The organism is Bacillus mycoides, assembly GCF_018742245.1.
Classification (GTDB): Bacteria; Bacillota; Bacilli; order Bacillales; family Bacillaceae_G; genus Bacillus_A; species Bacillus_A cereus_U.
Genome location: NZ_CP036132.1, coordinates 2,288,660 through 2,315,148, shown reverse-complemented (window position 1 = coordinate 2,315,148; position 26,489 = coordinate 2,288,660). Strand labels below are relative to the sequence as shown.

Sequence of the window (26,489 nt, the reverse complement as noted above, 5' to 3'; positions counted from 1 at the left end):
TGCAAATATAAAAAATGAGGTTTCTCTTTTCTAGAGAAACCTCACCACATCCATGTTTTTGTTAAATTTTAAACTGACTCGTATACAAATCAAAGTAAAACCCTCCATCTTCCATAAGAGTTTCATGATTTCCTCTCTCTAAAATACTTCCATCTTTTATTACAAGTATTTGATCTGCTTTTTCAATCGTTTTCAGCCGATGAGCAATTACAAAGCTCGTTCGCCCTCTCATTAAATTATTTAATCCAGCTTGAATTTGTAATTCTGTTCTCGTATCGATATTAGATGTAGCTTCGTCGAGAATTAATATATCTGCATCTGCTAAAATTGCTCGTGCAATCGCAAGAAGTTGTTTTTGTCCCTGACTTAAATTCGATCCTTCCGAAGCAATTTCCGTTTCATATTGATTCGGTAAATGCTTAATAAAAGAATGTGCTGATGCAGCTTTAGAAGCGGCCATTACTTCTTCGTCACTTGCATCCAAACGCCCATAACGAATATTATCCATAATCGTCCCAGCAAATAAATACGTATCCTGTAAAACAACCCCTATTTTACTCCGCAAAGAATTAATATCATAATCCTTTATATCTTTTTCATCAATGCTAATTTTCCCTTTTTGAATGTCATAAAAGCGAGTTAACAAATTAATAATTGTTGTTTTTCCTGATCCAGTTGGACCGACTAAAGCGATTGTCTCCCCAGGATTCGTCTCAAGACTCACATCTTTTAAAATCATGTTGTCCTGTGCGTATCCAAATGAAACTTTCTCAAGCCTAACATGTCCTTGTAAGTTTTGTACAAGTACTGCATCTTTTTTATTTTGAATTTCTGGTACTTCATCCATAATTTCAAAAACACGTTCTCCTCCAGCAACTGCCGCTTGAATCGTATTCATTAAAGTTGCAAATTGACTAAGTGGTCTTGAAAATTGTCTAGAATAATTAATAAAAGCTGCAATGACACCTACTGTTGTCATTCCGTTTAATACCATTACCGATCCAGTTCCAATTACAAGCCCCATTCCTAAGTTATTAATAAAGTTCATACTTGGAAAAATAAATGCTGAAAACGTTTCAGCCTTCGTTGCTGAAATTCTTAGCTGTTCGTTAATTTCATTAAAGTTATGTACGGTTTCTTTTTCTTTTCCGTATAACGTAGTTACGTCTGCACCTGTAATAGCTTCCTCGATAAATCCATTTAATTCCCCTAAATCCTTTTGACGCTTCGCAAAGTTTTTGCCACTATAAGCAACTAGTTTTTTTGTAACGAAAAACATAATAGGTACTGTAATTAAAGTTACAATTGCTAAAATCCAATCTAATGAAAACATCGCAATTGTTACACCTATAAATGTTAACGCTGATGAAATAATTTGTACAACACTTTGTGTCAAAGCTTGATTTAAGTTATCAATATCATTTGTCACACGGCTCATTAAATCACCTTGAGAACGTACATCAAAGAATCGTAGAGAAAGTGTTTGGATTTTCTCAAAAATATCTTGTCTTATTTTTTGTATAGTCTTTAATGCAACATTAATCATTACAAATGTTTGTAACCATGTTAACAATACGGTTATCCCATATATTGCAATGAGCAGCATGCACATTCTCGCTGTCCCGCTTAAATCCTTCGGTACAATGTATTCATCAATGATGACCCCCATATAATATGGCCCAAGTAAACCTAGTAATGTCGTGATAAATACAAGAATAATAACGAACATAAGAGATGCTTTTTGATACCCCATGTAGTTCCATACTCGCATTATAGTTCCTTTAGTATTCTTTGTTTTTCCCGTTTTCGGATTGTTACGTCCACCTTTATTTCCAAATTGTCCTTGAAAATTACGCATGCTCTTCCCCTCCTTCTTGCTGCAGGCTACCACCTTGGGAAAGATAAATTTCCTGATACACTTCACAAGTTGCCAATAAAGCCTCATGCGTACCATTTCCAACTAATTCACCGTTATTCAAAACGAGGATTTTATCAGCATCTATAATAGAAGATATTTTTGATGCAATTAAAAATGTCGTTGTGCCACTATACCTTGTCCTTAATGCTTCTTGTATTACAGCTTCTGACTTCGCATCAACTGCCGATGTAGAATCGTCTAATACAAGAATAGATGGCTTTCTCACTAGGGCTCTTGCAATAGATATACGTTGTTTTTGACCGCCAGATAGATTGGTTGCACCTTGTGTTAAGTTATATTGATAAGAGTCTTCCAGCTTATTGACAAACTCAGTCGCACAAGCAGATGAAGATGCTAATTCCAATTCATCATAAGTGGCATCTTCTTTACCATAACGTAAATTCTCTTCTATACTGCCTGAAAAGAGAAGTGCCTTTTGTGGAACGAAGCCAATTGAAGCACGAAGTTTTTGTAAATCGTATGCTTTCACATTGACATCGTCTATACATACTTCACCTTGATCAACATCGTAAAGTCGTGGCAATAGTTTTGCTAATGTAGATTTACCACTCCCAGTAGATCCAATAATCCCTATTTTTTCACCTTTACGTACAGTAAATGAAATATCTTTTAAAACATATTCATTATTTTTCGTATAACTATAGCTAACATTTTTAAACTCTACATTACCACCCACTTGTTTTGGTTCATATACGTCGCCTTCAGTTGTAATATCAACTTCAGTATGTAAGACTTGTTGCACACGATCAGCTGATGGAAAAGCACGGGCAATTTGAATAAATACCATACTAATAGACATAAGTGACATTAAAATGATATTTAAATAGTTAATAAAAGCTAAAATGGCCCCTACTTGGAGTGTACCGTTAAAAACTTTCTCGCCACCAATCCATAAAGTTGCTACAATCCCGCCATTTACAACTAGCATAATAATTGGCATCATCAATGAAATAATTTGTATAGCACGAATATTTATTTCAGTTAAACTTGTATTAACTTTCTCAAACTGTGAGATTTCATATTTTTGTCTTACATATGCTTTTATAACACGTACACCGGATAAATTTTCTTGTAGCTTTGTATTTACTTTATCTAATGCTTCTTGTACTCGTTTAAATGAACCGCTCGCTTGACCTGCAATCCATACAATTGCAACTAATAAAACAGGTACCACAACAAGTAAAATTGGAAATAGTTCTCTCGCTGTTACAAAGACTATAATGATACTTCCAATAAATAATAACGGTCCACGGACAAGTACACGTAACGTCATCGTCATTGCCGCTTGAATAGATGTAATATCATTTGTCACGATTGTTAATAATTTACCTGTTCCAAATGAATCACGATTTTTGCTGGAAAATGTTTCTATTTTAGCAAACACATCTTTTCGTATGTCTGTAGCGAAATTAACAGCAGCTTTTGTAGAATACATCATACAACCAAGTCCTCCAACTAAACCGATCGCTGCTGCCCCTATCATAAGAAGCCCCATTTTTATTACATAATTCAAATCCCGGTTTGCAATTCCAACATCAATAATATGTTGCATTATTGTCGGTTGAATTAAGTCCATCGCAACCTCAAGTACCATAAATAACGGCCCAATAATAGCGAAGAACATGTATGGTTTTAAATACTGTAACAACTTGCGAAATGATTTCATACATAATCTCCTTTTTTCATGAAATTACCATTGAATAATTCATATTCCTCCTTATTTAAGTGATATAGTCTTTAATTTCTTCATTAGTCCTATTATATTATGTAAATTAATATTTAACATTATTAAATGATAAGTTTTAAATCATTTTTAGTCAATAAAATGGAACTTTAATCTACCAGGCATTTTCACTGCCAGTTGATGTGAATACTCTTTAACTTAATAAAAACCGCATTCTCATTTAGTAAGAATGCGGTTTTCCCATCTATATTTGTTCAATTTTAAAATCGAAAACCTCGGTCTCGAATCCATTATTTTCAGAAGGACTACACGTATAAAAACCAATTTTAACAGGCTCATTACCTATGTCCTCCATCAAATGAGCGATTCTTATTTGTTCCCATCGCTGACTCGTTTTCACATATATTGTATAATCGCTAAATTTTCGAATAATTCGAAAATTTAATTGTTGCTTAGCAAACTCATTTGGATAGTCTTGCGTTGACCAATCAGAATAGCCATTATTCGTTACGACAGCACCTAAATGTGATGGGCCCTCAGGAATATATTCTAAAGATGTTTTTAACCAACACTTCTCAGAAATCATAACAAATAAACCCGCTTGATCGTATGTCGCATTTGGATTCATGCGCAATTGAACTTCAGCCTGAAAATCTGTCATTATCTCATCATAAAATACATGGCCATTCATTACTTCAAAACCATAATGGGTTTTCAGCCAAAAATCTGTTTCTTCTTTCGAATGGACAATGAATGTATCATTGTCTTCAAGTTTGTAAAATTTAGGTGCGTTCATTACAGTAAGTTGCTCAATATGATTTGGTATATATGATGTTTTCATAATTCCTCCATAAAAAAGCATTTAAATTCATATTTAAAACTCAGTTAATACCGGGAATTTATAACCTTTAAAATCTAATTCTTTATTACTTCGAACCATTAAATACTTACTAGTCTGTAATTCTGTATATTGTACATCATCAATTCCTAATTGATCTGGGTAGAAATAAAATTCAATCTCCGTAAATTCCCCAGAGATTTCCTCACATAATTCATCTAAAATCGGAATTACCGGCGCAAATACTCCAAATAATTTTAGTTTTTGATTTTCTACTGTAAAAACAATCAGCGCATCTAATTTCTCTGAATAATAAAGGTTTTCATTCCATGTTGAATCATACATATTTAAATAAAACGAAGAGCGGTAATTTAACGTTGAAAATTTATTAGAAAGCCTTTGGCCATTTTCAATAATCTCATGTATTAATTGTCTATCCTCTTCATTATAAAAATCTAACTTTTTAAGTTGAGAATCTTTATCACTCTTGTTTTCGTATGATACTGTCATCAAATATTCTTGCACAATTTGAAAACCAAATGGTTTATATAGTTCCGGATTTTCAGTAAACAAGACCGCACACTCGCATTGCTCATCAATTTCCTCTATCATCTTACTAAACAATTGTTTCATTAATCCTCGTCTACGATAATTCGGATGTGTCATTACTGATTGAATACCCGCTGCATTTATTTTTTCACCATTAATTAAAAGCGGAAGTGAAAATGCCGCAACATTTGCAATCGCTTTATCATCTTGTAAAAATGATAATGCTTTATATGTATAATCCCAATATCCTTTCGCTGAAAAATCATGCAATGTTTGACTTGTAATCCCAAACACTTCTTCAAATAAAGGAAATAACTGCCCTCTTTTCGGTTCTTCTAATAGAATATTTGCAAAATTATCAACATTCTCCATATTGTCCCTCCATACGTCGATTCCATTAAATTAGATATATTTATATGACCTATAATCCTAGAATAATAGGCCTTTCAAATCAATATATTATCATAAAACAAAAAAAAATAGTCTAATTTATTTTTTGTTTTGACTATTTAAAAATAAGTCAAATAAACTCATATAAAGATTTTTGAATATTAATAAGTTTATTATATACAAATGGTGCTTTCTAATTAACTTATTACTAATAGAAATGCACCATTTATAAAAATATTATTCACTTATTATTTTGTTCCTTCAAGTCGCTCCTTCGTACTTATTTCTTCACCCCTAATACGCTTTTCAAACGTCTTTCTCCAACTAGTAGACAGTGCATTTACTTCTAAAATCCTTTTTAATCCTTCAGAGTTTTGTTTTTCTTTATGCATTATGCCATTCGCAAACGAAATTGACACACCTTTTGGATCAGGCCTCAACAATTTCAAAGTATCTACCGGTAATATCCACCCTTCTTTTAATACTCGAAAATAAAAACCTGTGTATCCTGTATCTTGAAAATATAATGGTAGCTTTGGAATATTATATTTCTTCGCTAATTTAAAACAAGGTTGTCTTGGCTGCGTTACTTGTACAATCGCTTCTCCGAGTTGAAACGTGTCACCAATACAAACATCTTCTTCACGCATTCCGCTTACTGTTATATTTTCACCGAAAGCCCCATATACAAGTTCCTGATTCAATTCTTTTTCCCAGTACGGATAGTGGTCACTAGTATAAACACAAACCGCTTTATCTACCCCTCCATGATGAACTAAATCCGCCTGTCCATCTCCATTAAACTTTAAAAATGATAAAAAAACAGGTTCCTTTACTTGCTTTTTATTTATCCCTGTTTGAATTAACTTCCCACCATACATAACCTCTTTTGGCAATCCTATATTTAAAGATAGGATTTCATATACTTTAGTCATTCAAATCCCTCCTCTTACTTGCGGCACAACTTTTCAAAAGACTCATTTATTATTTCAAACCCTCTATCTATTTCTTCGTTTGAGATAACTAGAGGTGGTAAAAAGCGTAGTACATTATCAAATATCCCCGCTCCAATACTTATAAGCCCATTCTTCCAGAATTCATCAATTAATTTTAATGTTAGTTCTTTTGCTGGTTCTTTTGTTATACGATCCGTTACAAGTTCCATTGCAATCATTGCACCAATTCCGCGAACATCACCTATGACCTCGTATTTCAATTGCATTTCATGTAAATGTGATATTATTCTATTTCCAACTTGCTGAGCTCTTTCAACTAGATCTTCTTCTTCCATAATTTCAAATACAGCAAGACCGGCTGCACATGATAATGGACTTCCCGCAAAGGTCCCACCGATTTGCCCTCTCCCAGGAATATCCATCAACTCCGCACGGCCAACAATTGCACTTAATGGTAAGCCTCCAGCTATTGATTTTGATAATGTAATAATGTCAGGCTCTATTTGAAAATGTTCCGTTGCAAACCATTTCCCAGTTCGACCAAATCCAGTTTGCACCTCATCCATTATCATTAAAATACCATATTGATCACAAATCTCCCGGATTCGTTTTACAAATAAAATAGAAGGAACAATAAATCCAGCTTCTCCTTGTACTGGTTCCATTACGATTGCCGCTACTTTTTCAGGTGATACTTCTTCTAAAAACTTGTCAAACTGATAGATGACTTGAGAATCCACTTCTTCAGGAGAAGCCCCTTCTTCAGCTCTGTAGTAGTACGGATACGGCAATATATGCATGTCTGAAACGAACGGACCAAATCCTGCTTTATATGGATTTTCTTTGGTCGATAAAGACATCGTCATTAATGTTCTCCCATGAAATCCTCGTTCAAACGAGATTACTTTACTTCTCCCTGTGACTTTACGTGCGATCTTCACAGCATTTTCAATCGCTTCCGCACCACTATTTGCAAACATCGTTTTTTTCTCACTTGTTCCTGGCACTTTTTCATTAATTTTCTCTGCTAAAGTAATGTAATTTTCATATGGAGTTACATGAAAACATGGGTGAATAAATGATTCCGCTTGTTTTTGTACCGCTCTTACAACTTTCGGATGACAATGACCAACATTTTGCATTCCAATTCCACCAGCAAAATCAATAAACTGATTTCCATCTACATCTGTAATTATCGCTCCTCTTGCTTCTTTTACATATAAAGGCGTTAAATGATATATTCCTGTCGGTACAGCCGCCTCATACCTTTTTTGAAGTACTTGTGAATAATTTCCTGGTAATACGTTCGATTTCAACAATTCTGCTTCACCTCATCTAATTTTTATAATCAATCCATTTCTGATAAAGTGATTATAAATCTCATAAAACCATTGTTCAATTCAATTATTTATATAATAATGATAGGTATATCCTATGATTAAATTTGAGGTGATTCCAATCGAATTACGACAACTAGAATACTTTTTAGCTGTTTCGAAAGAGTTACATTTTACAAAAGCAGCTGAGAAATTAAACATTTCACAACCTTCACTAAGTCAACAAATACGTGCATTAGAACATGACGTAGGCATGCCACTTTTCGATCGAATTGGTAAAAAAATATCTTTAACTGAAGCAGGAAGAGTTTTATTATCGCACAGTAAAACAATCTTTCATGAAGTCGAACAAGCCCGTTCTGCCATTCAAGATTTAAACGGATTACAGCATGGATCCTTAACAATCGGCTCATTGTTAACCGTCGTAAATTATTTACTACCACCAGCCATTTTAAATTTCAATAATTTATATCCTAATATTGAGCTTTCTGTATTAGGTCTTCGTACAGGAGAAATTCGTGAAAAATTATTACAAAACGAATTAGATATTGGCATTACATTTCTCCCAGTGCAAGATAAAGAGATTGTTTCTATCCCACTATATAAAAGTGAACTTACATTAGTTGTACCAACCAGCCATTCTTTAACTGAACGTAAGTATGTATCTATTGAAGAATTACAGGACTATCCTTTAATTCTTCTCCCTAAAAATTTCCATTTAACAGAACTAATTACATCTCATTGCCAAAACTTTAACTTTAAACCAAAGCCAATTTTAGAGATTAGTACAATGGAATCTTTAATTCAAATGGTCTCAAAAGGTATGGGAATTACAGTATTACCAAAACCTTATATAGACTTTTTGCAAAGCGAACACATTCAATCTATTAAAATTGAAAACCCCACTCCAACAATAGATATAGGACTTATTTATAGAAAAGATAAATACATGTGCGCTGCTACCCGAGAATTTATTGAACAACTAAAGTTAACAGTACATTCTCGACAAAAATAAACATAAAAGAGATTATCCTATGAAGCCGATGCACAACGACCTATTAGAATAATTTCTTTTCATAATGAAATAAAACATTACATTTTGTGGTTTCTTTTCTAAAAACCTAGTATTCATTATAAGTGCTTAATTATTATCGTTTTATCAAGCGACATATCAGCGATATTTTATATCTATTTCGTATAGGTGTTAGCAAGTTCGTTTGAAAACTTGTTAGCACTTTTTTATAAAAATTGTATAATGCTTCACAAAGTAGGAATCCGTTTTGATCAATCTTTTTTCAAAATGGATTCCTTTTGTCTCTTATCAATATTCAAATGTTACAGTAGTACCATTAAAACCATCAAAACAATTAGAGCAATTAGAGCAACCACCACAACCAAAACAACTAAAGCAACCGAAGCAACCAAAACAACGGAATCCACCACAACGACCACCACCGCCACAACCACCACAGCGACCACAACCACCACAGCGACCACAACCACCACAGCGACGAGCAGCATCTTCAATATAGTAATATGGATATTGGTTTTGCTGGTCCCAATACACAATATTTCCAGGCTGATAATCATTAAGGCTTAACGCTTGTAGTTCTTGTTGAAAATTATTCATCTTCATGACCTCCGTTTATAAACTACAATCCCATCGATACTTTCCTATATTTCTGTTCGTTAAATCTAAGTAGAAATAGCGCTATAAAGTGAAACTTTAATCCGTAGGGGTTTTGTTCATCCCCCACTGATTATTAGCCCGCACCAATCGGGCGTCTACGGGCAGCAGGGCTCCCACCTAACTTCTTTGCTCCAGTCGAATTTTGAGGTGGGAGTTTTACTGCCCGCAAATAGCGGGATAAACTAAGTTCAATACGTACACCAACAAAATATGACCTATCACTAGATGATGTACCTTGTTCATATGCCTATTTTTAGGTTGTTTTTACTATATTTTCATAAAGTGAAACTTTAATCAGTAGGGGTTTTGTTCATTTCCCACTGATTATTAGTTGAACCAATCTGGCGTTTCCGGGCAGTTAATGCGGGATAAATGGAAATTATAAAATATAAATTTAAACAATAACATCTAGATTTATGTCATCATTTTCTAGCTTTATAGTCGTATATTCCATAACTTTGTTTGGTCATCTTCGTATTTCCAATATGCACTCCCATCTTTATTTTTCTTCGCTTCAATATCTGCTGTATCAGAGCTAATTTTATAAGTATTTATAATTAGTGATTTCTGCTAAGAAAAGTCTATTTTTATGAATGGCAAATCAGCGATGTTTTATGTCTATTCCGCGTACGTGTTAGCACTTTTTTATATTTCTTCTATTGCATACACCTTCAGAATTTCAATATATTTTCCCTTACCACATGGACATGGTTGCTCTCTTCTATATAATTCTTCCCAGCTCATTTAAACACACCTCTTTAACTACTTAATTTATATTATTATATAAAAAAGCCCTACCACAAGGCAGAGCGAGTAAGATGGATTACACGTATCATATAACAATTTATATCAGTAACTGAACACTGTTAAACAGTGTTCTTTTTTGTTTAAATTAGCGTTGTTGTTCAAAATATCCCGAAGTTGTTATATATTAAAAGTGCGACATACGTTCTACATTAAACCCTTCCCTATGACTTATGTTTGAGTGCTAGGAGAAATCCTAGCTTTTATTTTCCCCTCTGAATAAAATCTAAAATTCCGTCATTTAAATACCAAACTCCGAATTCCCCTTGGAGATGAGCAATCAGCTTTTGCTAACTGCTTTTTTTACAAATAATAATTAATTTACCCAAGAGCATTTCAAAAGATTTTCGTATGATATGGTGTATTCCTTTCTTTTGAGTGAATGATCTCGTCATGAGAGCACTTTATTAAGTGCTCTTTTCTTGTTTCAAATACATACAAAATAAAATTTTATATTAACCTTAATTACACATTTAATTGAATATTAATTCATCAGATACAAATCATTTTTTATAAGGGCGCTCTGTACTTGCGCCGTTATATAAATATTCAAATTTATTCCCCGCATATTTTTATAAGTTGTATACAGTTCCATATGGAATTGTTGAAACAGAAATTCCGTATGGTGTAATATGATGCATTGGATAATAATACTCCATAGATGAATAGTACGGTTGTATGCCTTGCTGTATTTGTTGCATTTGCTGCTGTGCTTGTAACGCTTGTTGAACAGCTTGAATTGTACTTTGTGCTCCGCTATACGTAATACCCGCTGTACCATACGGACGCATTCTATCTCGGGTATCAAAATATGAATAAAACATTATTATTCAACTCACTTCCATATAAGTTATTACAAAGTATGTTATGATTCTTAATTTCAGTGAGTGTTAAAAACTAGTCCACTAGCTTTTATTCAAATAACGTTTTTGTTCAACTGCCTTTTTTTAATCTCCACGCCTTATCAAAATATAATCTTATATATCTTTCTACTTATTATGATGCAAGTGTCTACACTAAATTGTTAGACAAGCATAAAATAAATTAAGTCTAATAATAAAGGAAAAATAAATATGCAAAACCGTTACATGCTTACAGTCAAACTCACCTCATTTAACGAGACAACGCTGACTGGCATTACTATAGAAGGTATCACGCTGACAGCGAACGTCACGTTAAGAACAACCTATCATCAAGCGATTCTCAATCGATTTCCCCCTCAGGACCCAGTTCGTCCCCTAGTCGTGAACTATAACGTAGCCGTCAAATCTGGCAGAAAATCTGCTATCTTGAATGCCGTGACGCAGCTCGCGAATGCTGGGGTAAGCGCGCAGGTTCGTCTGGATTCCTGCAACAATACCGTGGCATCCTTCCGTCCCGTTCCCTCAATAATATAAGTCAGATACCCGTCACAATAGGATAACGACTGTGACGGGTACGAAGCTGTTCGAGTGAATAGCCCTCAAATTTGTCCCGATCCCATTTCCCTTCACTCCTTGAATATTTTTTCAAAACCAATACATACTATTTTCAAGCCGCCGTATCCACGGCTAATACTTCTTTCTTTTGTTACAGCAGAAGCAGGTAGATTCGTCACTTATCTGCTTTCTCTGTATATTTTTTAAAATATCGAAAAGACTACCTACAAGCTGTTTGAACTAGCAGCTTCACTCTTCTTGTAATGGGGAATCAATTTATCACAATTAGCTAACTCATTCGACTCACTGGCAGACAACCAAAATTGTTGTCTGCTTTTTGTATGGAATTTTCCATTTTGCATATACTACTTTTGAGCCTGTTTACCAATGCAAGCCATTTTGGTGTTTTGAATTCCGACTAAGCTTTTTTGTTGCATAGATTATTACATCTTTGACAACACTGGTTAAAAGCGCGCTTTCTGGTTATTCGTAGTTCTAGTCCAGAATAATTTTTCTCCTATAAAGGACAGTAGGTACGACTGCTCGTCCTTTTTTACTTATATCGCATACTCTCCCTTTTGACAGCTATGAACCACATTGCCCTCTTCATCGAATTAAGCAATTTCCCAATAAGGGTGGCAGTTGTACACTTCTATTTCCCCATCGAACAAAACGAACAAATTAGTTTTCTAGTTTCCAACGATCGTACCCCACTTGCCAGCTACATTTACTCGCATACCCATGTAAGCAAAATGTAGATTTCGGTGGTTCTGCATTTTCTTGAAAGCTTTTTCCGCGCTGTACATCTGCTTGATGTCAAAAACACCTTCGTTCTCGCACTTGACAAACTTCATGAATTCTGTCATTAGCATTTGATATCTCTTTAACTTTAAGGGTATATTCTCATGTCTTACCCAATATGCAAGAAGATGCAGTGAAAACATTCGCGAAGAGTATATTTTGATATGTGTTTGCAAAATGTTTGCAAACACATATCGAAATGCTCAAAAGCATTGATTTAAAGGCATCTATAGCACATTGAAATAAAACATTACATATAAACTCATATAATTTTAGTGCACCTTTTTTGAGATTGGAATATATTTTGTAAAATACGCCCCCACTAGCAACAATATGATTGAGACTAGCCAAGTAAAAATACCGCCAAAATGAAGCCAATATGCAGACAAATTTAAAATTGCAATTAAAAAGCAACAAATAGAAGCTAATGCACTTTTTAATCCTTTTATCCCCGCTTTTTTTCTTTTTTGATAAGTTATATACATCGAAGCGACTAGAAAAAGGATTAGAACAATTGGTAACATAGCTTGTAGCAATGGCAATCCCTCCTGTCTATTCCCACCCCTTCATTTTACCATCTTATTCCTTTTTAATCTTTAGGAGTCATTTCATTTTTCTCTTCTCTCCAAAAGTCAGCATAAGTTTTATTTTTAAAGTTCACATTCACTTCGGTAAACGGAAGGATTTCTCCAACTTTCAATGAGTACCACTCGTTTAAAAGTGGCGATCCGAAGCAAATATTCAATGTACGATCCTGTAAATCAAATAATACAGAATGCAAAGTCCCAAACCACTCTTCATAATTATGCACCGTCACCCCGATAGGATATTCTTCTTCTACCAATCCTTTTAAAGATTCCATGCTCACCTGTTCATTTCGATTTAAATGCTCATGTAAAATGTGATATCTTTTTGTAGATTGTTCTAATTTCCTATTATTTAATTTCTGAATAGGTGAACTGACTGCATGGTTTGTTGATACGATAAAAGCTTGGCTTTCCTCATTAATTGTTGTTATTGATTTATGCCCGTCAAATATTTCAATATGTGCTGCGTTTAAAGAATCCGCTACAATTATATTAATATTACTTGCTATAGGCATTTCTTTTATTAATGATGTAGCTTCCTGCGTATTTCTACATTTCTCCAATATTACTCGAATTACAGCAAAACATTGCAAACCATTTACCATCGGTTTTCTTAAACCTTCAATATTCCCTACAGGTTGACCACATGCTGAAAATGTAATAGATAACCCATGCTCATTAACTCCTTCTGTTCGGCCAAAATATTGAGTAGAAAAGCCACTATGTGCATATGCACCTTCAACATGCGTCGAACAAAAACGCATATCATCTATTTTGGGTGATAAATCAAAATTTCTTAATACATATGTATGCTTTAAATCAGTTTTTTTAGGTAATACTGCACAATGACTACAACCTGCTTTTAATAGTGTCTGATAATAATACATCATATTCCTTGAAGAAATTTTCAATACTTCGCAAAAACCTTCAATTTCTTCATTAATTCCTGGACAATATTGTTTTAGTACATTTCTAGATTCTGTCCAATGGTTATCCGATATTAAATTTTCTTGCTGTATAAATTGTGGAATGAGATACGGGTGTTTCTTTACGAATTCCCCTTGTTGCTTACCAATTTCATAATGATTTCCTTTTAGTGACGAAAAATACCCCTTTATTTGATACACCTTAAATTCCCCCTCACATTGAATATATCCATATCATACCAAAATCCTTTTGTTCACCCTTGATGTTTTCCACTCTTTTCCACATACATTAACAATCCTTTTTTCTTTTCAATCAGGTCAGTTAATAACTATTTGATACCTACTCAAAACATTGTTAAAATTACTGTAAGAACAAGTATTCGAGAGGTTATCAGGATGAGTAAAGTATTTCGAAACTAGTTAAAATAATATCAAATGGAATAAACTCTACATTGAACCTGTTTATTGGCGTCCAACTGATTATGAAAATGCGAAAAGTTGTATTTCAAAGGGATGCAAATGGCCATATTGTTCAGTTAAAGAAAGAATATTTTTTAATCATCCATTCATTATGATAAAGGGAGTAATTGTATATGAGTAATAGCAAACCAGTTGACGAATTAACTATTGAAGACTTGAAACAAAACCCAATATGGGAATGGGCAATAGCTGAAGAGGAAAACGAAGAGTGCGATGAAACGTGGGTAAAACCAGTGGAAACAATAAATTTTACAGAAGAGTTAAACGGTTCAATAGTACTGGGCGAATTAATAATACATAATGATGAGAAATTCCCTATGATGTGTAGTATTGATATTGAAAATAATGAGGTATTAATTAGTTCCGTTGTTTTTTATAACGAAAAAGAAGATGAGTATATTGCGATAGAAGATGTAGTGAAAAAAGTCGAAATGCCTTTATCAATTAATATTAATCTCACAATTAATGGAGTACCTAGAGCTTTAAAATTCTCTGCAGATAAAATTGATATTTATAAAAACACTATAAAAACTAACTTAAATTAAATTCTAATTGAAGTTAGTAAAATACTCATTAAGTAAAAAATGGGAAACCATTATAATTAACGGTTTCCCAAATATCCTTCTATATTCAATATTTATATAACTTTATACTAAATAATCCCCTTTTCCACCAATGTCTCTGCGATTTGAACTGAGTTCCAAGCCGCACCTTTTAATAAATTATCAGAAACGATCCAAAGATGGAATCCTTTTGGTGTATCAGGATCTTTACGTATTCTACCTACAAATGTATCTCTTTTACCCTCTGCACATAATGGCGTTGGATAAATTTGTTCACTAGGATTATCTTGTAAAATAACACCTGGTGCATTCAGTAGTACTTCTTTAATTTCTGCAACGGTCGCTTCTTTTTCAAGTTCAATATAAACTGATTCAGAATGCCCCGATACAACTGGAACTCTGACGCAAGTAGCTGCCATTTTTAGATTTGGATCTTCTAAAATTTTCTTCGTCTCTTGAATCATCTTTACTTCTTCGAATGTGAAATCATTGTCTGTAAATATATCCACTTGCGGCAATACATTAAATGCAATTGGATAATGTTTTTTATCTTTTTTCGCTGGTAATATAGTACTCTTCACTTCTTCACCTGTAAGCATTGACTTAGCTTGTTCTTTTAATTCATGAATCGCATGAATTCCTGAGCCTGATACGGCTTGATACGTTGAAACAATAATTCGTTCTAAACCAAATGATTTTCGAATTGGCTGAAGAGCTGTTACCATCTGTAGTGCTGAGCAATTCGGAACTGCAATGATCCCTTTATGTTCCCTTAAAGTATGTGCATTTACTTCTGGAACGACGAGTGGTACATCGTGTGCCATTCGGTATTCACTTGTGTTGTCAATTACGATTGCACCACTAGAAACTGCATGATTTACATATTGTCTAGAAACTTCTCCTCCAGCACTAAAAAATGCAATGTCTACACCTTCAAAACTAGTTGATTTTGCCTCTTGTATTTTAATCTCTCGTCCTTTAAATTGTACTATCTTACCAGCAGATCGTTTTGACGAGAGTAATGTAATTTCTTCTATATTAAATTTCGTTACTCTCTCTAACAATGCAATGATTTTTTGCCCTACTGCGCCTGTAGCCCCAACTACAGCTACATGATAGCTCTTTTCACTCATTTTTTCTCCTCCAATTTCACTTGAATGAATTTCTCCACAACTTAATTTTAAAAGAAATTTAATGATTTGAAAAATTGAAATACATGATATAATCATTCACAAATCATGATAATAAAAGAGGTATCATTTATGGAAATGAGACATGTTAAAACATTTTGTGCCATTGTTAAATATGGCAGCTTTTCTAAAGCTGCTCATGCATTAGGTTATGCGCAATCTACTGTGACAGCCCATATTAAAGCATTAGAGAACGATTTAAACATTCCTCTATTCGATCGATTAGGAAAAAAAATACTTCTTACAAAAGCAGGTCATCAATTTCATCCGTACGCATTAGAATTACTTACTATTTATGATAAAGCGCAAGAAATCCCTCAAAACAGTGACCATTTAGAAGGAACATTGACTATTACATCTAATGAATCATTGGCAGTGTATCGGTTACCACAATTATTACGTACTTACAAACAGGAAAATTCGAAAGTAAATATCGTACTTGAGACAAATACCAATGAGCAAGCATTGAAAAAACTACATGAAGGAGAAACCGATGTTATCTTCATACTTGGAGAAAGTATAGAGCATAATGATTTTATTACGTGCAATTTATGTAATGAAACATTTGGATGGATTTTCCCTGCTCATTTCCCTTCCAACACTGATCCACTCCTTTTATTACAAGATACTCAATTTATATTTACAGAACAAAGCTGTGGCTATAGACCAATGGTAGATCGTTTTTTACGTCAAAGCGGAAGAAATCCTAATAAAACATTTGAGACTTCCAATGTTGAAGTCATTAAACAATCCGTTATGTGTGAGTTAGGAATTTCTATTCTCCCTTACATCGTTGTACAAGAAAGTTATCAAAAAGAACAACTCTGTTTTCAGCCCATCGAAACTCCAGCCGTCATTCAAAGCCACGTAATCTATCATAAATCTAGATGGATATCACCAGTTTTACAATCGTTTCTTACATTATTAGAGAGAATAGAAAAGTAAGCGAGTAATAACAAAAATGAGTAACTGCTCTAAAAAGCAGTTACTCATTTTTGTTAAAACATTTGTGTTCATAACAGTAAAGGTGTTTCAAAATCAATATGTATATTATTTATTAGCTTGTACCTCACCTGCAATTAATTTACTACCTGAATATGTACCTTTTTGTATAAAAACTTGATTAATTAATTCTTTTTGCTCCTTTTCTGACATTACTCCTTTCCCTTCTCCTAAATTCCCACTTTGCAATTTCCAAATCTTGTTGTGGTCCACATCAACCTTTTCATATTTTCCTTGTTTCCATCGTTCTAAAATATCCACATATGTACTTTTTTGTGCAACATCATTACTATTTATAATTTCAAGTAAACTTTCAATACGTTCTTGTGTAATAAAAATATAACCCCATTTTTGATCAGCTTTCGTTTTTTGATGTGCCATTTCATGTAATGCTGTCTGTATGTTCTCATCTGTCCATTTGAAATTTTTATTAAAACCACTATTCGGCAATGAGTGATTTCCATTTTCTAACAACTTTGCATCTTCGGCTTTTACATTACTATCAGCTAGCACTTCTACTGCCGGAGCGGCTGGTGATGCCTTTTTCGCAGCTGGTTTACTATTATTCAGATAATACAGCATACCATACGTTACACCTACCCCGATTACCGCCATACCAGCTATAATTCCTATTATTTTAAATAATGTTTTCATCTCGCCTATTTCCTCCCACATAGCCCTTTTCATAATTTCTATCTATTAAAAACAGATATAGCTTCTCTTTTTTCGCAACTTACTGCAATTCATTTTTTTATACTAATTAACATAAATATAACTATTACTTTCCAGAAATGTAGCAACTCCATCCTCATCATTACTTTTGGCAATAAATTTAGCGACGGATTTTAATTCCTCAACAGCATTGCTCATCGCTACACCAATCCCACACTTCTCTATCATTTCCATATCATTGTAGTCATCTCCAAATGCAATTACTTCAGATACGTCTCGATTTAAGTGCTGTAGAACATGCTGAATACTATTCCATTTTGAAACATCCGCATGCATGATTTGACACAATGTTCCGTTATCTGTAATGACTGCCTTGCACTCATCAGGCAATTCCTTAGTGAACTCCTTATTTATTGAGCCATTAGTACAAACAATTACTTTAGAAGCTTTTTCAAAGTTTAACTCTCTTATATCCATGACTTCACACGGCACATTACCAAAATAATCAGTAACATCAAAATTTGAGTACAGCTTATCATTTATTTCAATACAAATATGATTAAGGTTATATTTTTTTGCTTTTTCTATGATTTCTAAAATATTATTCTTAAAAATCTCCTTTTTATATAAAATATCATTACCTTTAAGAACAATTGCTCCGTTATAACAAATGATAATGTCATTCTTTAACGCATTGGGAATATACCGATTTATATCTCTTGGAGGTCTTGCCGTAGCAAAAATCAATTTATCCCCTTTATTTTTACATTCCCTCAAAATATTAATAGATTTCTCTGAAATTGTTTTATCACTTCTTAATAGAGTCCCATCTAGATCCGAAATAATAACTTTCTTCATGCTTAAATTAAGTCTCCTCTCATAAATTATCATTATTTACATTAATAGAATTATTTTAATAAATTTATCAATACTTTCATTACTTTTGATGCACCTATTCCTCCTTAAACTATATAGCAAAACTTTTCATACATTTCCTTATATTGTATTTCTTTTTCAGATAAATTAAAAGATTATTCTGTCACGTTATAAAATTTCTTCTCTAATCTTTATTACATATACTAAGCATTTCATTTAAAACTACGAAACTTTATACTATTTCCACTTATAAAGTAGATGAAAAAATATTGCTCTTAAATAAAAAAACGAGCGCCTTATATGACACCCGTTTCTTTTTAATATGCACGATTCTCTTGTAACCACCACGTTATAGCATCTAACCTTGAAACATCAAACCGTATTTCTTCATTCACTTTCAAATCCTTTAAACTTTTCATAATCTCCATTTCATTCGTCTTTACATTTTTCGCCCCGATTAACTTGCAGTACCCTTTTGTAACATTATTTAAGTTTTCATAATAACGTTGGAACGGTTTAGCTATATGTAAATGTTTTTCAAAGTTTCTTCTTTTTCTCGTCCCATCAGACTCTTTCCGTTTTCTAAGCTCTTCCTCACTTGTATATAAATAAAAATATTGATCTGGAAAACCAATTTCTTCGTTAATTATCTTTTCTTTATAAAAGTTTTCTATTAAAGATAACGGCTGATTAAATATATCAAAATGGAAACACCAATTATAACTAAGTGGCTGATAAATATCACCATCAAGTATTACTAACTCATATTGCTGCGACTTCTGCACTGCTATATTCCAGCGCTCTACTTGTTTTTCAAAATACCATGTTCTATGTGCCTTTTTTGGTCTTTCAAATAAAAAGTTAACTTCAGGAATAATAAATGCACCGTAATTTTTTTCTAGTTCACGGCATGTTGTACTCTTACCAACAGCACTCGCTCCCTCAAACGCTATAATCCCCATATTTTCTCCCTCTTTCATTAGCTAATAACTCGTTGTTTCGCTTTTCGCCCCCATAACTGTTTCCATAAAACGATTGAAGCAATTGAAAGCATTATTGTTGTAATAATACTACCTTCAATTCCGAATGTGCCTCCGTGAAGCACTTCTGATCCATTTGTTACAGGCTTAAATAGTGGCGTTGAATATATCGTCATACCACTAACTGCAAAACCGTAGATGTTATATTGCGCCCAATTCCAAATAGAATGCCACGCGCATATCCCCCAAAGACTACTGTCTTTTAATACGTAAAAAGCTGCAAATACACCAACTAATATTATATTCGATATTGAAAGAATTGTAATACCAGGATTAAGTAAATGCAGAAAACCAAATAAAAAGGACGTCACTATAATCCCAACCCATATACGACTTCTAACAGAAATAACTGGAAATAACCAGCCTCGTACAATAATTTCTTCCGTTGCACCTTGTATTAAAAATGCAACTAAAGATCCTACAATACCAAATATCGCGGTTAGCGTAATTTGTTGCATTTGTAGTTTTACAATTCCTGTTAATAAAAGTATCATTACTGGTATTGAAATGAAAATAAACCCTATAGATGCACCTCTCAAATATTTTCTTATCCATTGATCTTTCCAAAAACCAATTGATGAAAATGATCTTTTCTCTACAAATCTAATCCATAAAAAAACAAAAAATATAGCACCGCCAAACGTTAGTATCATCTCAATATTACTATAAATCGCCTTTATAAAGGTTGTTTCTGCTTTCGGTAAAAACAGCATAAATAACATAAACAATTCACCTAACGTTAAAAATACAATTGCAAGTATAACAGCGAATATAGGATGAACTTTTCTTCTTCCTTCTTTTGCTACTTCAATTACTTTAAATTGAGTAGATTGCAATATTCTCTCCTCCTTAACAAATACGTCACCACTATTCTTAAATATATATCGTTTCCCTCATACAAATTTTTAATAAAAATGTTCTTAGTTTAGCATAAACCAAAATTAGGAATAATATATAAATAAAAGAGATGACTTTGTGTCTTTTCCCATTTTCCATCCTATTCCTTACTGGTATTACCAGCACTTGCTATTTCCCACCATTTGTTGTAAGATAGTAATTAAGGTCAATTTAACACTATACTTTCTTTGCATATTATCAAGTATCAATCAGGAATGTTTTGTACTCCTTATGGATTTTTGATAATATGTGAACTTTTATTTTCAATCGAATAAGGCCGATCATATTGTAATCTTTTTAAATTTTAGGAGGCATTACCATGACATTAACAGGTAAAGTAAAATGGTTTAACAGCGAAAAAGGTTTCGGTTTCATCGAAGTTGCAGACGGTAGCGACGTATTCGTTCACTTCTCAGCTATCACTGGCGACGGCTTCAAATCTCTTGACGAAGGTCAAGAAGTTAGCTTCGAAGTTGAAGACGGTAACCGTGGACCTCAAGCTAAAAACGTTGTAAAGCTATAATTCAATCAATAAAAAGGTTGTTACCAGCTCGGTTAACAACCTTTTTAATATATAACTAAAAATTTTTACATACAAGGAGTGGTTACATGTATCGCAATCGAAAGAACGATGTAGCAGAAGTACCACCAGAACAAACCCCTGTTTGGGAATGTGAATCAGAGGATTGTTTAGGATGGATGAGAAAGAACTTTTCATTTGAAGAAGAGCCTAAATGCCCTTTATGTAAAAGTAGTATGAAAAGCGGAGAACGTTTATTACCTAAAATAGGTTAATTTTTACAAGCCCCTCTTATTTAAAATAAGAGGGGCTTTTTTATTAATAATGAATATCCTCTACATCTGTTCGTACAATAGAATACATTAATGCATCGTGTTGTTTATTTCCTTGATGAATGTATCCGCGTAACAGCCCTTCTTGTTGAAAACCTAATTTAGATAACATATTACACGAAGTTATATTTTCAGGATATGTAATAGCTCCAATTCTAAATAAACCTAAATCTCGAAATCCATACGTAATAATTTCTCGAGCAGCTTCAGAAGCATAACCATTCCCCCAATAACGAGGATGCAAATCATATCCAATCTCTGAGCGTTTACTCCAAAGTTGTAAATTATTTAATCCAATTGTTCCTACTAAAGTATTTGTGTCTTTTAATACAATCCCCCAACGCATTGCCTTTTTCTCAAAGTAATTTTTCGAAAAAGATTCAATCATACGTGAAGCTTGTCCAAACTCAGTAAAAGAATTCATACCGTAATAACACGTTACCTCATCCAATGAGAATATTTCATATATTTTTTGACAATAAGATTGTTCTATTTCAACTAAGCGCAAGCGTTCCGTTTCTAATATAGGAAATGCCATAACCATAGGATCACTCCTTTCTCTCTACTAATTTATTATAGCAGAAAAAGTATTTATAATTAGGAAAGTCCTCAATGTCCCACAAATCAAACATTTCTAGCGACGCTTTTCCTCATTTTCACTTACTAATGAAGCAAATGCACCCGTTCCAATTCCAATATCAATAATCTTTTGCCTCTTATTTAATTGAATCATTTCTTTCGCTTCAAGAGTACTTGAGACTCCCACGACTAAAGTCGCAAGCCCGAATCCTTACGGAATTACGGGTGGGATTCTTGAATGACTAAGCGTTCGCAGTCCATTTCTGTTTTGAACAGCCTTCAAGATGAGGGCATCTCATTGCCCCTCCTAAACCAGACCATATAGGTGCTTAGGCTGATTGACTGTTACCATCAATCACAGTTGCGTAGCGAATATTCATCGCCCCAACGATATCACGGTGTGTCTCAAACCCACATGGACACTTGTACTTTCTGTCTTGTGCCCTGTTCTTTTCAGCGCATTTCGGACAGCTTTGACTTGTATAAGCTGGATTCACATATTCAACCTGAATATCAGCTAATATCGCTTTATATTCAATAAATTTTGACAAACGATAGAATGACCAAGTGTGTAGGTTTTTTTCGTTTTTACGGCTTGTTCTTGCCGTCTGTCTTATATTCGTTAATTGTTCTAATCGAATGACAGAAATATGATTTGCAATCGCAAAATTAATGATTTCACGACTTATTTTATGATCTTTATCTTGCATCCATCTTTGTTCTTTATCATCCAATCGCCGAATCGCATTCACTTTTTTGGCTTTTCCTAATTTCTTACGAATACACCGAAACTTACGCTTCTTACATTTGTTTTGCCTACCATTTCCAAAAAAACGAATCTTATCATCATCTGTGATTGCTACCGCGGGGACCTTGAGACCTAAGTCTACTCCTAAAATTTTCGTTCCTACCCTTTCATTTGTAGGAAGCGTGACAGATATTTGGGCCATCCACTTATTCGATTTCATTGTGATGCGAAGTGTACCTAATTTATGTTTTAACAGATTCAGATTGCGATTGTTTTTATCGCTTAATAAAGCTCGGATTTTTACACGAGTCGATTTTCCATTTCTCTTAAACGGGATTGAAATATGAGTAGAGTCAAATGAATAATTCTGATTGTTCCATACACAAACAGGTCTCTTTAGAATCGGAATGATTTTATAATGGCTTTTCTTTACTTTTATAGCAAACAAACTTTTTGCGTCTTTAATCGCTTGATTCTTCACCGCACTTGGGATATTTGCTTCAATATCTTTTGTGCTTTTTTTCGTACTTTTCTTTGCTTTAACCATTTCCGATACAAGTGTATTTATAACTTTGATATATTCGTGACTACTTTGTTCTAATAAACGGATTTGTTCTTTTGTTGGAATCAATTTCACTTTCACTGTTAGGGTCTGTGACATACGTTTCATCCCCTTGTTTTTTGATTTTCAACATCATTCATTTAATACATTTCTGCAATAGAAACAAAATGAGAACGTGTCCATAAACTTTGCAACTGCATGAGACGAGAAGATTTTTCTCTCAAACACTTTGAACCGTTCTTCTATAATCATTTATTCTCGTTACAATATATCTTTTATTCTCAGAAAATCACAACAAAAAGACCTAGAGAAACTACCTATACTTTGGATACTTAAAGTACTACGAACCTTGCGATTTTTAGTGGTACTCCGTATCCAACCTCACTTTCATCCCATGCCTGAAGGCAATGGGCTTTCTCGTTCGGAAAGGACTGTAACAATTACACCCCTCCTGTTACTCTTTTCTCATCTTCACTTAAAAATACATTTTATTCTTTTCATTTCTATCACTCCGCTCGTACTAAGCCATTTTATAATTTCGATACCATATCCTCCTTTCCCTTCTAAAACGACAACCTAATTCATACATTCATGTTAAAATATAGAAAATAAGTTTTTTTATTATGGAGGTGTAAAATTCCTATGTATATTTTCATCGGCTTATCCCTCTTGCTCATTCTACTCATTTTTTTATTCGCAAAAAAATTCACACCAAACTCATTCATGATGACTAGTTTTAAAGGAAATAGCTTTACGACATTTTCAGTTGGTATATTAATCGCTGCCACACTCTCTCTTTCATACGGAATGTATCACGCTGCAACATATCAACCTAGATATTTAGATGTTAAATTACAAAATCAAAATTTTACTGTTTTCGGTAATGTTGGTGAGTTTGGTTATTTCTCAGAAGAATTACTAAAAAAAGATGCAGAAGTTGAACTGTATTTTGTCTCTTGGGAAACAATACAATTAAATAATCCAGAAATAATAGTAGACTACCCTTCAGGCAAACAGAAAACATGGAAGCCTAATATAACAATAATACCTACAAATAAATTACAAGAAGAACATAATATTAAAGAACTTTATCAACTCTCACCGTATTCCTTTGAAGAATCTGGAAAAATAATATTAACTATTAAAGAAAATAAAACATCTCATAAAAAGATTGCAATTAATGTGAAATAATTACAAATAAAATGTCCCTCCAACATAATGGAGGGACATTTTATTTACATATGTATTTAATATTAGTATTTTGACTGTTCATTCAATGTCGTAATTATTTCATTGGCAGAATTCTTTCCGTTTCCAATACAAGCACCAATTCCTACACCGTAATATGAAGCTCCAGCTAAGTATACATTAGGATAAAGAGCGGCCAATTTTTCTTGTAATGATTGAACAGCTTGATTATGTTCTAAATGATATTTCGGCATTAAATCTTTCCAATTTGTAACTTCAATTACTTCTGGTTCACCTTGAATTCCAAGACTCTTTTCAATATCATATAAAGCTACTCGTACTAATTCCTCTTCACTATAACTTTTGATCGTTTCATATACTGGATTAGTGCTCTTATAAAACATTCTTACTAATAACTTTTGTTTACCCGATGTATGTTTCCACTTCCTGCTTGTCCATGTGCAAGCATCACAATGTAAATCACTGTTTTCCGTTACGATAAAACCTGTGCCGTCAGCCGGTAGTTGTTCATCTAGTATGTCAAAACCTAAGTAAATACTAATAAGAGATGAGTTTTTAAACTTATTAAACTGCTCATTTAACTCATTAGACTGTAATAAAGCTTGTGCGATATCATGTGGAGCTGCTAAAACGACATAGTCAGCTTGTATTGTCTCATGATTTGCAAAAGAAACCTCATACCGATCCCCTTTTTTACTTATCGATGTTGTTACAGCACCTTTTTTAATTACAGTCTCCGTCAGCACTTCTTCTAAGCGATTAATAATCGTAGATAGTCCACTTTTAAATGATACAAATTTTTTATTTCCTTCTGATTGAAATTGTTTTTTATTCTCTTCAAAACCTTTAATAATACTTCCGTATTTATTTTTATACTCAAGTAAATATGGTAACGTAGATGCCATTGTAAGCTCATTCAATTTACCGGAATATACACCTGAAAGCACAGGCGCAATTTGTCTTTCCACTAACTCTTTCCCTAAAAAGCTTTCTAAAAATACAGCAAGTGATGTATCCTTTGTAAACTCTTTATTTTTCGTAATAAAATCTTTTAAAGCAACGATTTTCCCTTTTTTTGAGACTAGCGTACTGCTAAATAATGATTCAACACTCATAGGAATCCCAAATATAGTGTCAGCAGGAATTGGTTGTAATATATTATCAGAGTATATGTAAGAAATGCCTGTTTCGTTATATACCATTTCATTTTCTAAATTTAAATCTTTTACAAGCGGCAAAACATGTTCATTACGAGCTACGATAGAATCCGCTCCAGATTCCATAATAAAATCATTTTCTTCCACACTGTGGATTTTACCACCTAAATACTCTTCTTTCTCAATAAGGATTAAACTTAAATCTATATTATAATCCTTCTTTAATTTTTCTAAGTAAAACATAGTAGAAAGTCCAGTAATACCTCCACCGATGACAACGACTGTTTTCATATTTGCTGCGCTCCTAACCGATACATTTAATAAATCCTATTATATTATACCCAAAATTCCTCATATTCGACTAGCAGCTTGCGCATTCTGTAAGAAATTAGACAATATATATGAATAAAAAAGAACTATAACATATTCAACTCACGTCATAGTTCTTTCTATTTTAAAAACATAAACCAGTTTATTAATTTGTCAATTTCTTGGCTGAGTGCTATTACTTTTTCATGTTGAAATCCATAATTTGAGACTAGATTCAATAATTCTTCTTTTTTCAATTCAATTATTTTTTCTAACTTTACTAACTCCATGTCGTCTTTATTCGCTCCAATTTTAAAATATATGTACTTTAGTATAGCCTACTTACATAATAAGTAAAAGTCTCATACTAATGTAAAATCTTACATATTTGAAAAAATAATATATTACTAACAAAAAAAGAGACTTAAACTAAG

At 33.2% G+C, this 26,489-nt stretch carries 25 protein-coding genes and 1 pseudogene; 7 read left to right on the top strand and 19 right to left on the bottom strand.

The window, feature by feature from the left end; all coding sequences use genetic code 11:
- Nucleotides 1-61 precede the first annotated feature (61 nt).
- From EXW56_RS11720 to gabT, 6 genes are all read right to left on the bottom strand, one after another.
- A complete protein-coding gene (locus EXW56_RS11720; RefSeq protein WP_215597502.1) occupies nucleotides 62-1,858 on the bottom strand; it encodes an ABC transporter ATP-binding protein in 1,797 nt (598 codons plus the stop codon).
- On the bottom strand, nucleotides 1,851-3,605 hold the full coding sequence (locus EXW56_RS11715; RefSeq protein ID WP_215597501.1) for an ABC transporter ATP-binding protein: 1,755 nt from the start codon (nucleotides 3,603-3,605) through the stop codon (nucleotides 1,851-1,853). The genes EXW56_RS11720 and EXW56_RS11715 overlap by 8 nt, the downstream gene beginning before the upstream one ends.
- 262 nt (nucleotides 3,606-3,867) lie before the next feature.
- Nucleotides 3,868-4,464, bottom strand: a complete 597-nt coding sequence (locus tag EXW56_RS11710; RefSeq protein WP_215597500.1) for a DUF1349 domain-containing protein — start codon at nucleotides 4,462-4,464, stop codon at nucleotides 3,868-3,870.
- 33 nt (nucleotides 4,465-4,497) lie between these two features.
- Entirely contained in the window at nucleotides 4,498-5,382 is an 885-nt protein-coding gene (locus EXW56_RS11705; protein ID WP_215597499.1) for a GNAT family N-acetyltransferase, read from the bottom strand.
- A 266-nt stretch (nucleotides 5,383-5,648) separates the two neighbouring features.
- Nucleotides 5,649-6,335: an MOSC domain-containing protein gene (locus EXW56_RS11700; RefSeq protein ID WP_215597498.1), complete on the bottom strand. Its 687-nt coding sequence runs from the start codon at nucleotides 6,333-6,335 to the stop codon at nucleotides 5,649-5,651.
- A gap of 14 nt (nucleotides 6,336-6,349) precedes the next feature.
- Nucleotides 6,350-7,675: a 4-aminobutyrate--2-oxoglutarate transaminase gene (gabT, locus tag EXW56_RS11695; protein ID WP_215597497.1), complete on the bottom strand. Its 1,326-nt coding sequence runs from the start codon at nucleotides 7,673-7,675 to the stop codon at nucleotides 6,350-6,352.
- A 130-nt stretch (nucleotides 7,676-7,805) separates the two neighbouring features.
- Here gabT and EXW56_RS11690 point away from each other — a divergent pair, with 130 nt between their 5' ends.
- On the top strand, nucleotides 7,806-8,708 hold the full coding sequence (locus tag EXW56_RS11690; protein WP_215597574.1) for a LysR family transcriptional regulator: 903 nt from the start codon (nucleotides 7,806-7,808) through the stop codon (nucleotides 8,706-8,708).
- A 306-nt stretch (nucleotides 8,709-9,014) separates the two neighbouring features.
- Here EXW56_RS11690 and EXW56_RS11685 read toward each other — a convergent pair whose 3' ends face one another.
- Nucleotides 9,015-9,323 (bottom strand): heterocycloanthracin/sonorensin family bacteriocin, encoded by a 309-nt coding sequence (locus EXW56_RS11685; RefSeq protein ID WP_098988598.1) that lies wholly within the window; start codon nucleotides 9,321-9,323, stop codon nucleotides 9,015-9,017.
- A gap of 1,436 nt (nucleotides 9,324-10,759) precedes the next feature.
- Complete coding sequence (locus EXW56_RS11680) at nucleotides 10,760-11,011, bottom strand: DUF3947 family protein (protein WP_002136277.1); 252 nt, start codon at nucleotides 11,009-11,011, stop codon at nucleotides 10,760-10,762.
- 1,468 nt (nucleotides 11,012-12,479) lie between these two features.
- Between EXW56_RS11680 and EXW56_RS28095 the strand changes: the two are divergent.
- A pseudogene (locus tag EXW56_RS28095) lies at nucleotides 12,480-12,569 on the top strand (tyrosine-type recombinase/integrase); the annotation flags it as partial.
- A 109-nt stretch (nucleotides 12,570-12,678) separates the two neighbouring features.
- On the opposite strand, the gene EXW56_RS11675 reads toward EXW56_RS28095, so the two are convergent.
- Entirely contained in the window at nucleotides 12,679-12,942 is a 264-nt protein-coding gene (locus EXW56_RS11675) for a hypothetical protein (RefSeq protein ID WP_215558465.1), read from the bottom strand.
- Between the two features lie 53 nt (nucleotides 12,943-12,995).
- Nucleotides 12,996-14,120 carry a C45 family autoproteolytic acyltransferase/hydrolase gene (locus tag EXW56_RS11670; RefSeq protein WP_215558464.1) on the bottom strand — a complete coding sequence of 375 codons (1,125 nt, stop codon included), beginning with the start codon at nucleotides 14,118-14,120 and terminating at the stop codon, nucleotides 12,996-12,998.
- Nucleotides 14,121-14,512: 392 nt separating this feature from the next.
- Between EXW56_RS11670 and EXW56_RS11665 the strand changes: the two genes are divergently transcribed.
- Entirely contained in the window at nucleotides 14,513-14,944 is a 432-nt protein-coding gene (locus tag EXW56_RS11665; RefSeq protein ID WP_215558463.1) for a hypothetical protein, read from the top strand.
- A 107-nt stretch (nucleotides 14,945-15,051) separates the two neighbouring features.
- Here EXW56_RS11665 and EXW56_RS11660 read toward each other — a convergent pair whose 3' ends face one another.
- Nucleotides 15,052-16,095, bottom strand: a complete 1,044-nt coding sequence (locus tag EXW56_RS11660; RefSeq protein WP_215597496.1) for an aspartate-semialdehyde dehydrogenase — start codon at nucleotides 16,093-16,095, stop codon at nucleotides 15,052-15,054.
- A 129-nt stretch (nucleotides 16,096-16,224) separates the two neighbouring features.
- On the opposite strand from EXW56_RS11660, the gene EXW56_RS11655 reads away from it, so the two are divergent.
- On the top strand, nucleotides 16,225-17,097 hold the full coding sequence (locus EXW56_RS11655) for a LysR family transcriptional regulator (RefSeq protein ID WP_215558461.1): 873 nt from the start codon (nucleotides 16,225-16,227) through the stop codon (nucleotides 17,095-17,097).
- 105 nt (nucleotides 17,098-17,202) lie between these two features.
- On the opposite strand, the gene EXW56_RS11650 is transcribed toward EXW56_RS11655, so the two are convergent.
- From EXW56_RS11650 to EXW56_RS11635, 4 genes are all read right to left on the bottom strand, one after another.
- Nucleotides 17,203-17,808: a PRK06770 family protein gene (locus tag EXW56_RS11650; protein WP_002085644.1), complete on the bottom strand. Its 606-nt coding sequence runs from the start codon at nucleotides 17,806-17,808 to the stop codon at nucleotides 17,203-17,205.
- 102 nt (nucleotides 17,809-17,910) lie between these two features.
- Nucleotides 17,911-18,684, bottom strand: coding sequence for an HAD family hydrolase (locus tag EXW56_RS11645; protein ID WP_215558460.1), 774 nt, complete (start codon nucleotides 18,682-18,684; stop codon nucleotides 17,911-17,913).
- A gap of 335 nt (nucleotides 18,685-19,019) precedes the next feature.
- Nucleotides 19,020-19,682, bottom strand: a complete 663-nt coding sequence (locus EXW56_RS11640) for a nucleoside/nucleotide kinase family protein (protein ID WP_215558459.1) — start codon at nucleotides 19,680-19,682, stop codon at nucleotides 19,020-19,022.
- The gene (locus EXW56_RS11635) at nucleotides 19,682-20,578 is read right to left on the bottom strand and encodes a CPBP family intramembrane glutamic endopeptidase (RefSeq protein WP_002200512.1); all 897 of its coding nucleotides are present in this window, start codon (nucleotides 20,576-20,578) and stop codon (nucleotides 19,682-19,684) included. Before EXW56_RS11635 ends, EXW56_RS11640 begins: the two co-directional genes overlap by 1 nt.
- 380 nt (nucleotides 20,579-20,958) lie before the next feature.
- On the opposite strand from EXW56_RS11635, the gene cspD reads away from it, so the two are divergent.
- Nucleotides 20,959-21,162 carry a cold-shock protein CspD gene (gene cspD, locus EXW56_RS11630; RefSeq protein WP_002012849.1) on the top strand — a complete coding sequence of 68 codons (204 nt, stop codon included), beginning with the start codon at nucleotides 20,959-20,961 and terminating at the stop codon, nucleotides 21,160-21,162.
- 86 nt (nucleotides 21,163-21,248) lie between these two features.
- Complete coding sequence (locus tag EXW56_RS11625) at nucleotides 21,249-21,434, top strand: cold-shock protein (RefSeq protein WP_000286202.1); 186 nt, start codon at nucleotides 21,249-21,251, stop codon at nucleotides 21,432-21,434.
- A 43-nt stretch (nucleotides 21,435-21,477) separates the two neighbouring features.
- Here EXW56_RS11625 and EXW56_RS11620 read toward each other — a convergent pair whose 3' ends face one another.
- Together EXW56_RS11620 and EXW56_RS11610 are read right to left on the bottom strand one after the other, a co-directional pair.
- Entirely contained in the window at nucleotides 21,478-22,029 is a 552-nt protein-coding gene (locus EXW56_RS11620; protein WP_033710605.1) for a GNAT family N-acetyltransferase, read from the bottom strand.
- Nucleotides 22,030-22,399: 370 nt separating this feature from the next.
- Nucleotides 22,400-23,479: an RNA-guided endonuclease InsQ/TnpB family protein gene (locus EXW56_RS11610; protein ID WP_002200513.1), complete on the bottom strand. Its 1,080-nt coding sequence runs from the start codon at nucleotides 23,477-23,479 to the stop codon at nucleotides 22,400-22,402.
- 543 nt (nucleotides 23,480-24,022) lie between these two features.
- Between EXW56_RS11610 and EXW56_RS11605 the strand changes: the two genes are divergently transcribed.
- The gene (locus EXW56_RS11605; RefSeq protein ID WP_002200514.1) at nucleotides 24,023-24,571 is read left to right on the top strand and encodes a hypothetical protein; all 549 of its coding nucleotides are present in this window, start codon (nucleotides 24,023-24,025) and stop codon (nucleotides 24,569-24,571) included.
- Between the two features lie 62 nt (nucleotides 24,572-24,633).
- Here the strand turns inward: EXW56_RS11605 and EXW56_RS11600 are convergent, their stop codons facing one another.
- Together EXW56_RS11600 and EXW56_RS11595 are read right to left on the bottom strand one after the other, a co-directional pair.
- A complete protein-coding gene (locus EXW56_RS11600) occupies nucleotides 24,634-26,037 on the bottom strand; it encodes a protoporphyrinogen oxidase (protein ID WP_215558458.1) in 1,404 nt (467 codons plus the stop codon).
- A gap of 158 nt (nucleotides 26,038-26,195) precedes the next feature.
- Nucleotides 26,196-26,345, bottom strand: a complete 150-nt coding sequence (locus tag EXW56_RS11595) for an aspartyl-phosphate phosphatase Spo0E family protein (RefSeq protein ID WP_098779245.1) — start codon at nucleotides 26,343-26,345, stop codon at nucleotides 26,196-26,198.
- Nucleotides 26,346-26,489: the final 144 nt, after the last annotated feature.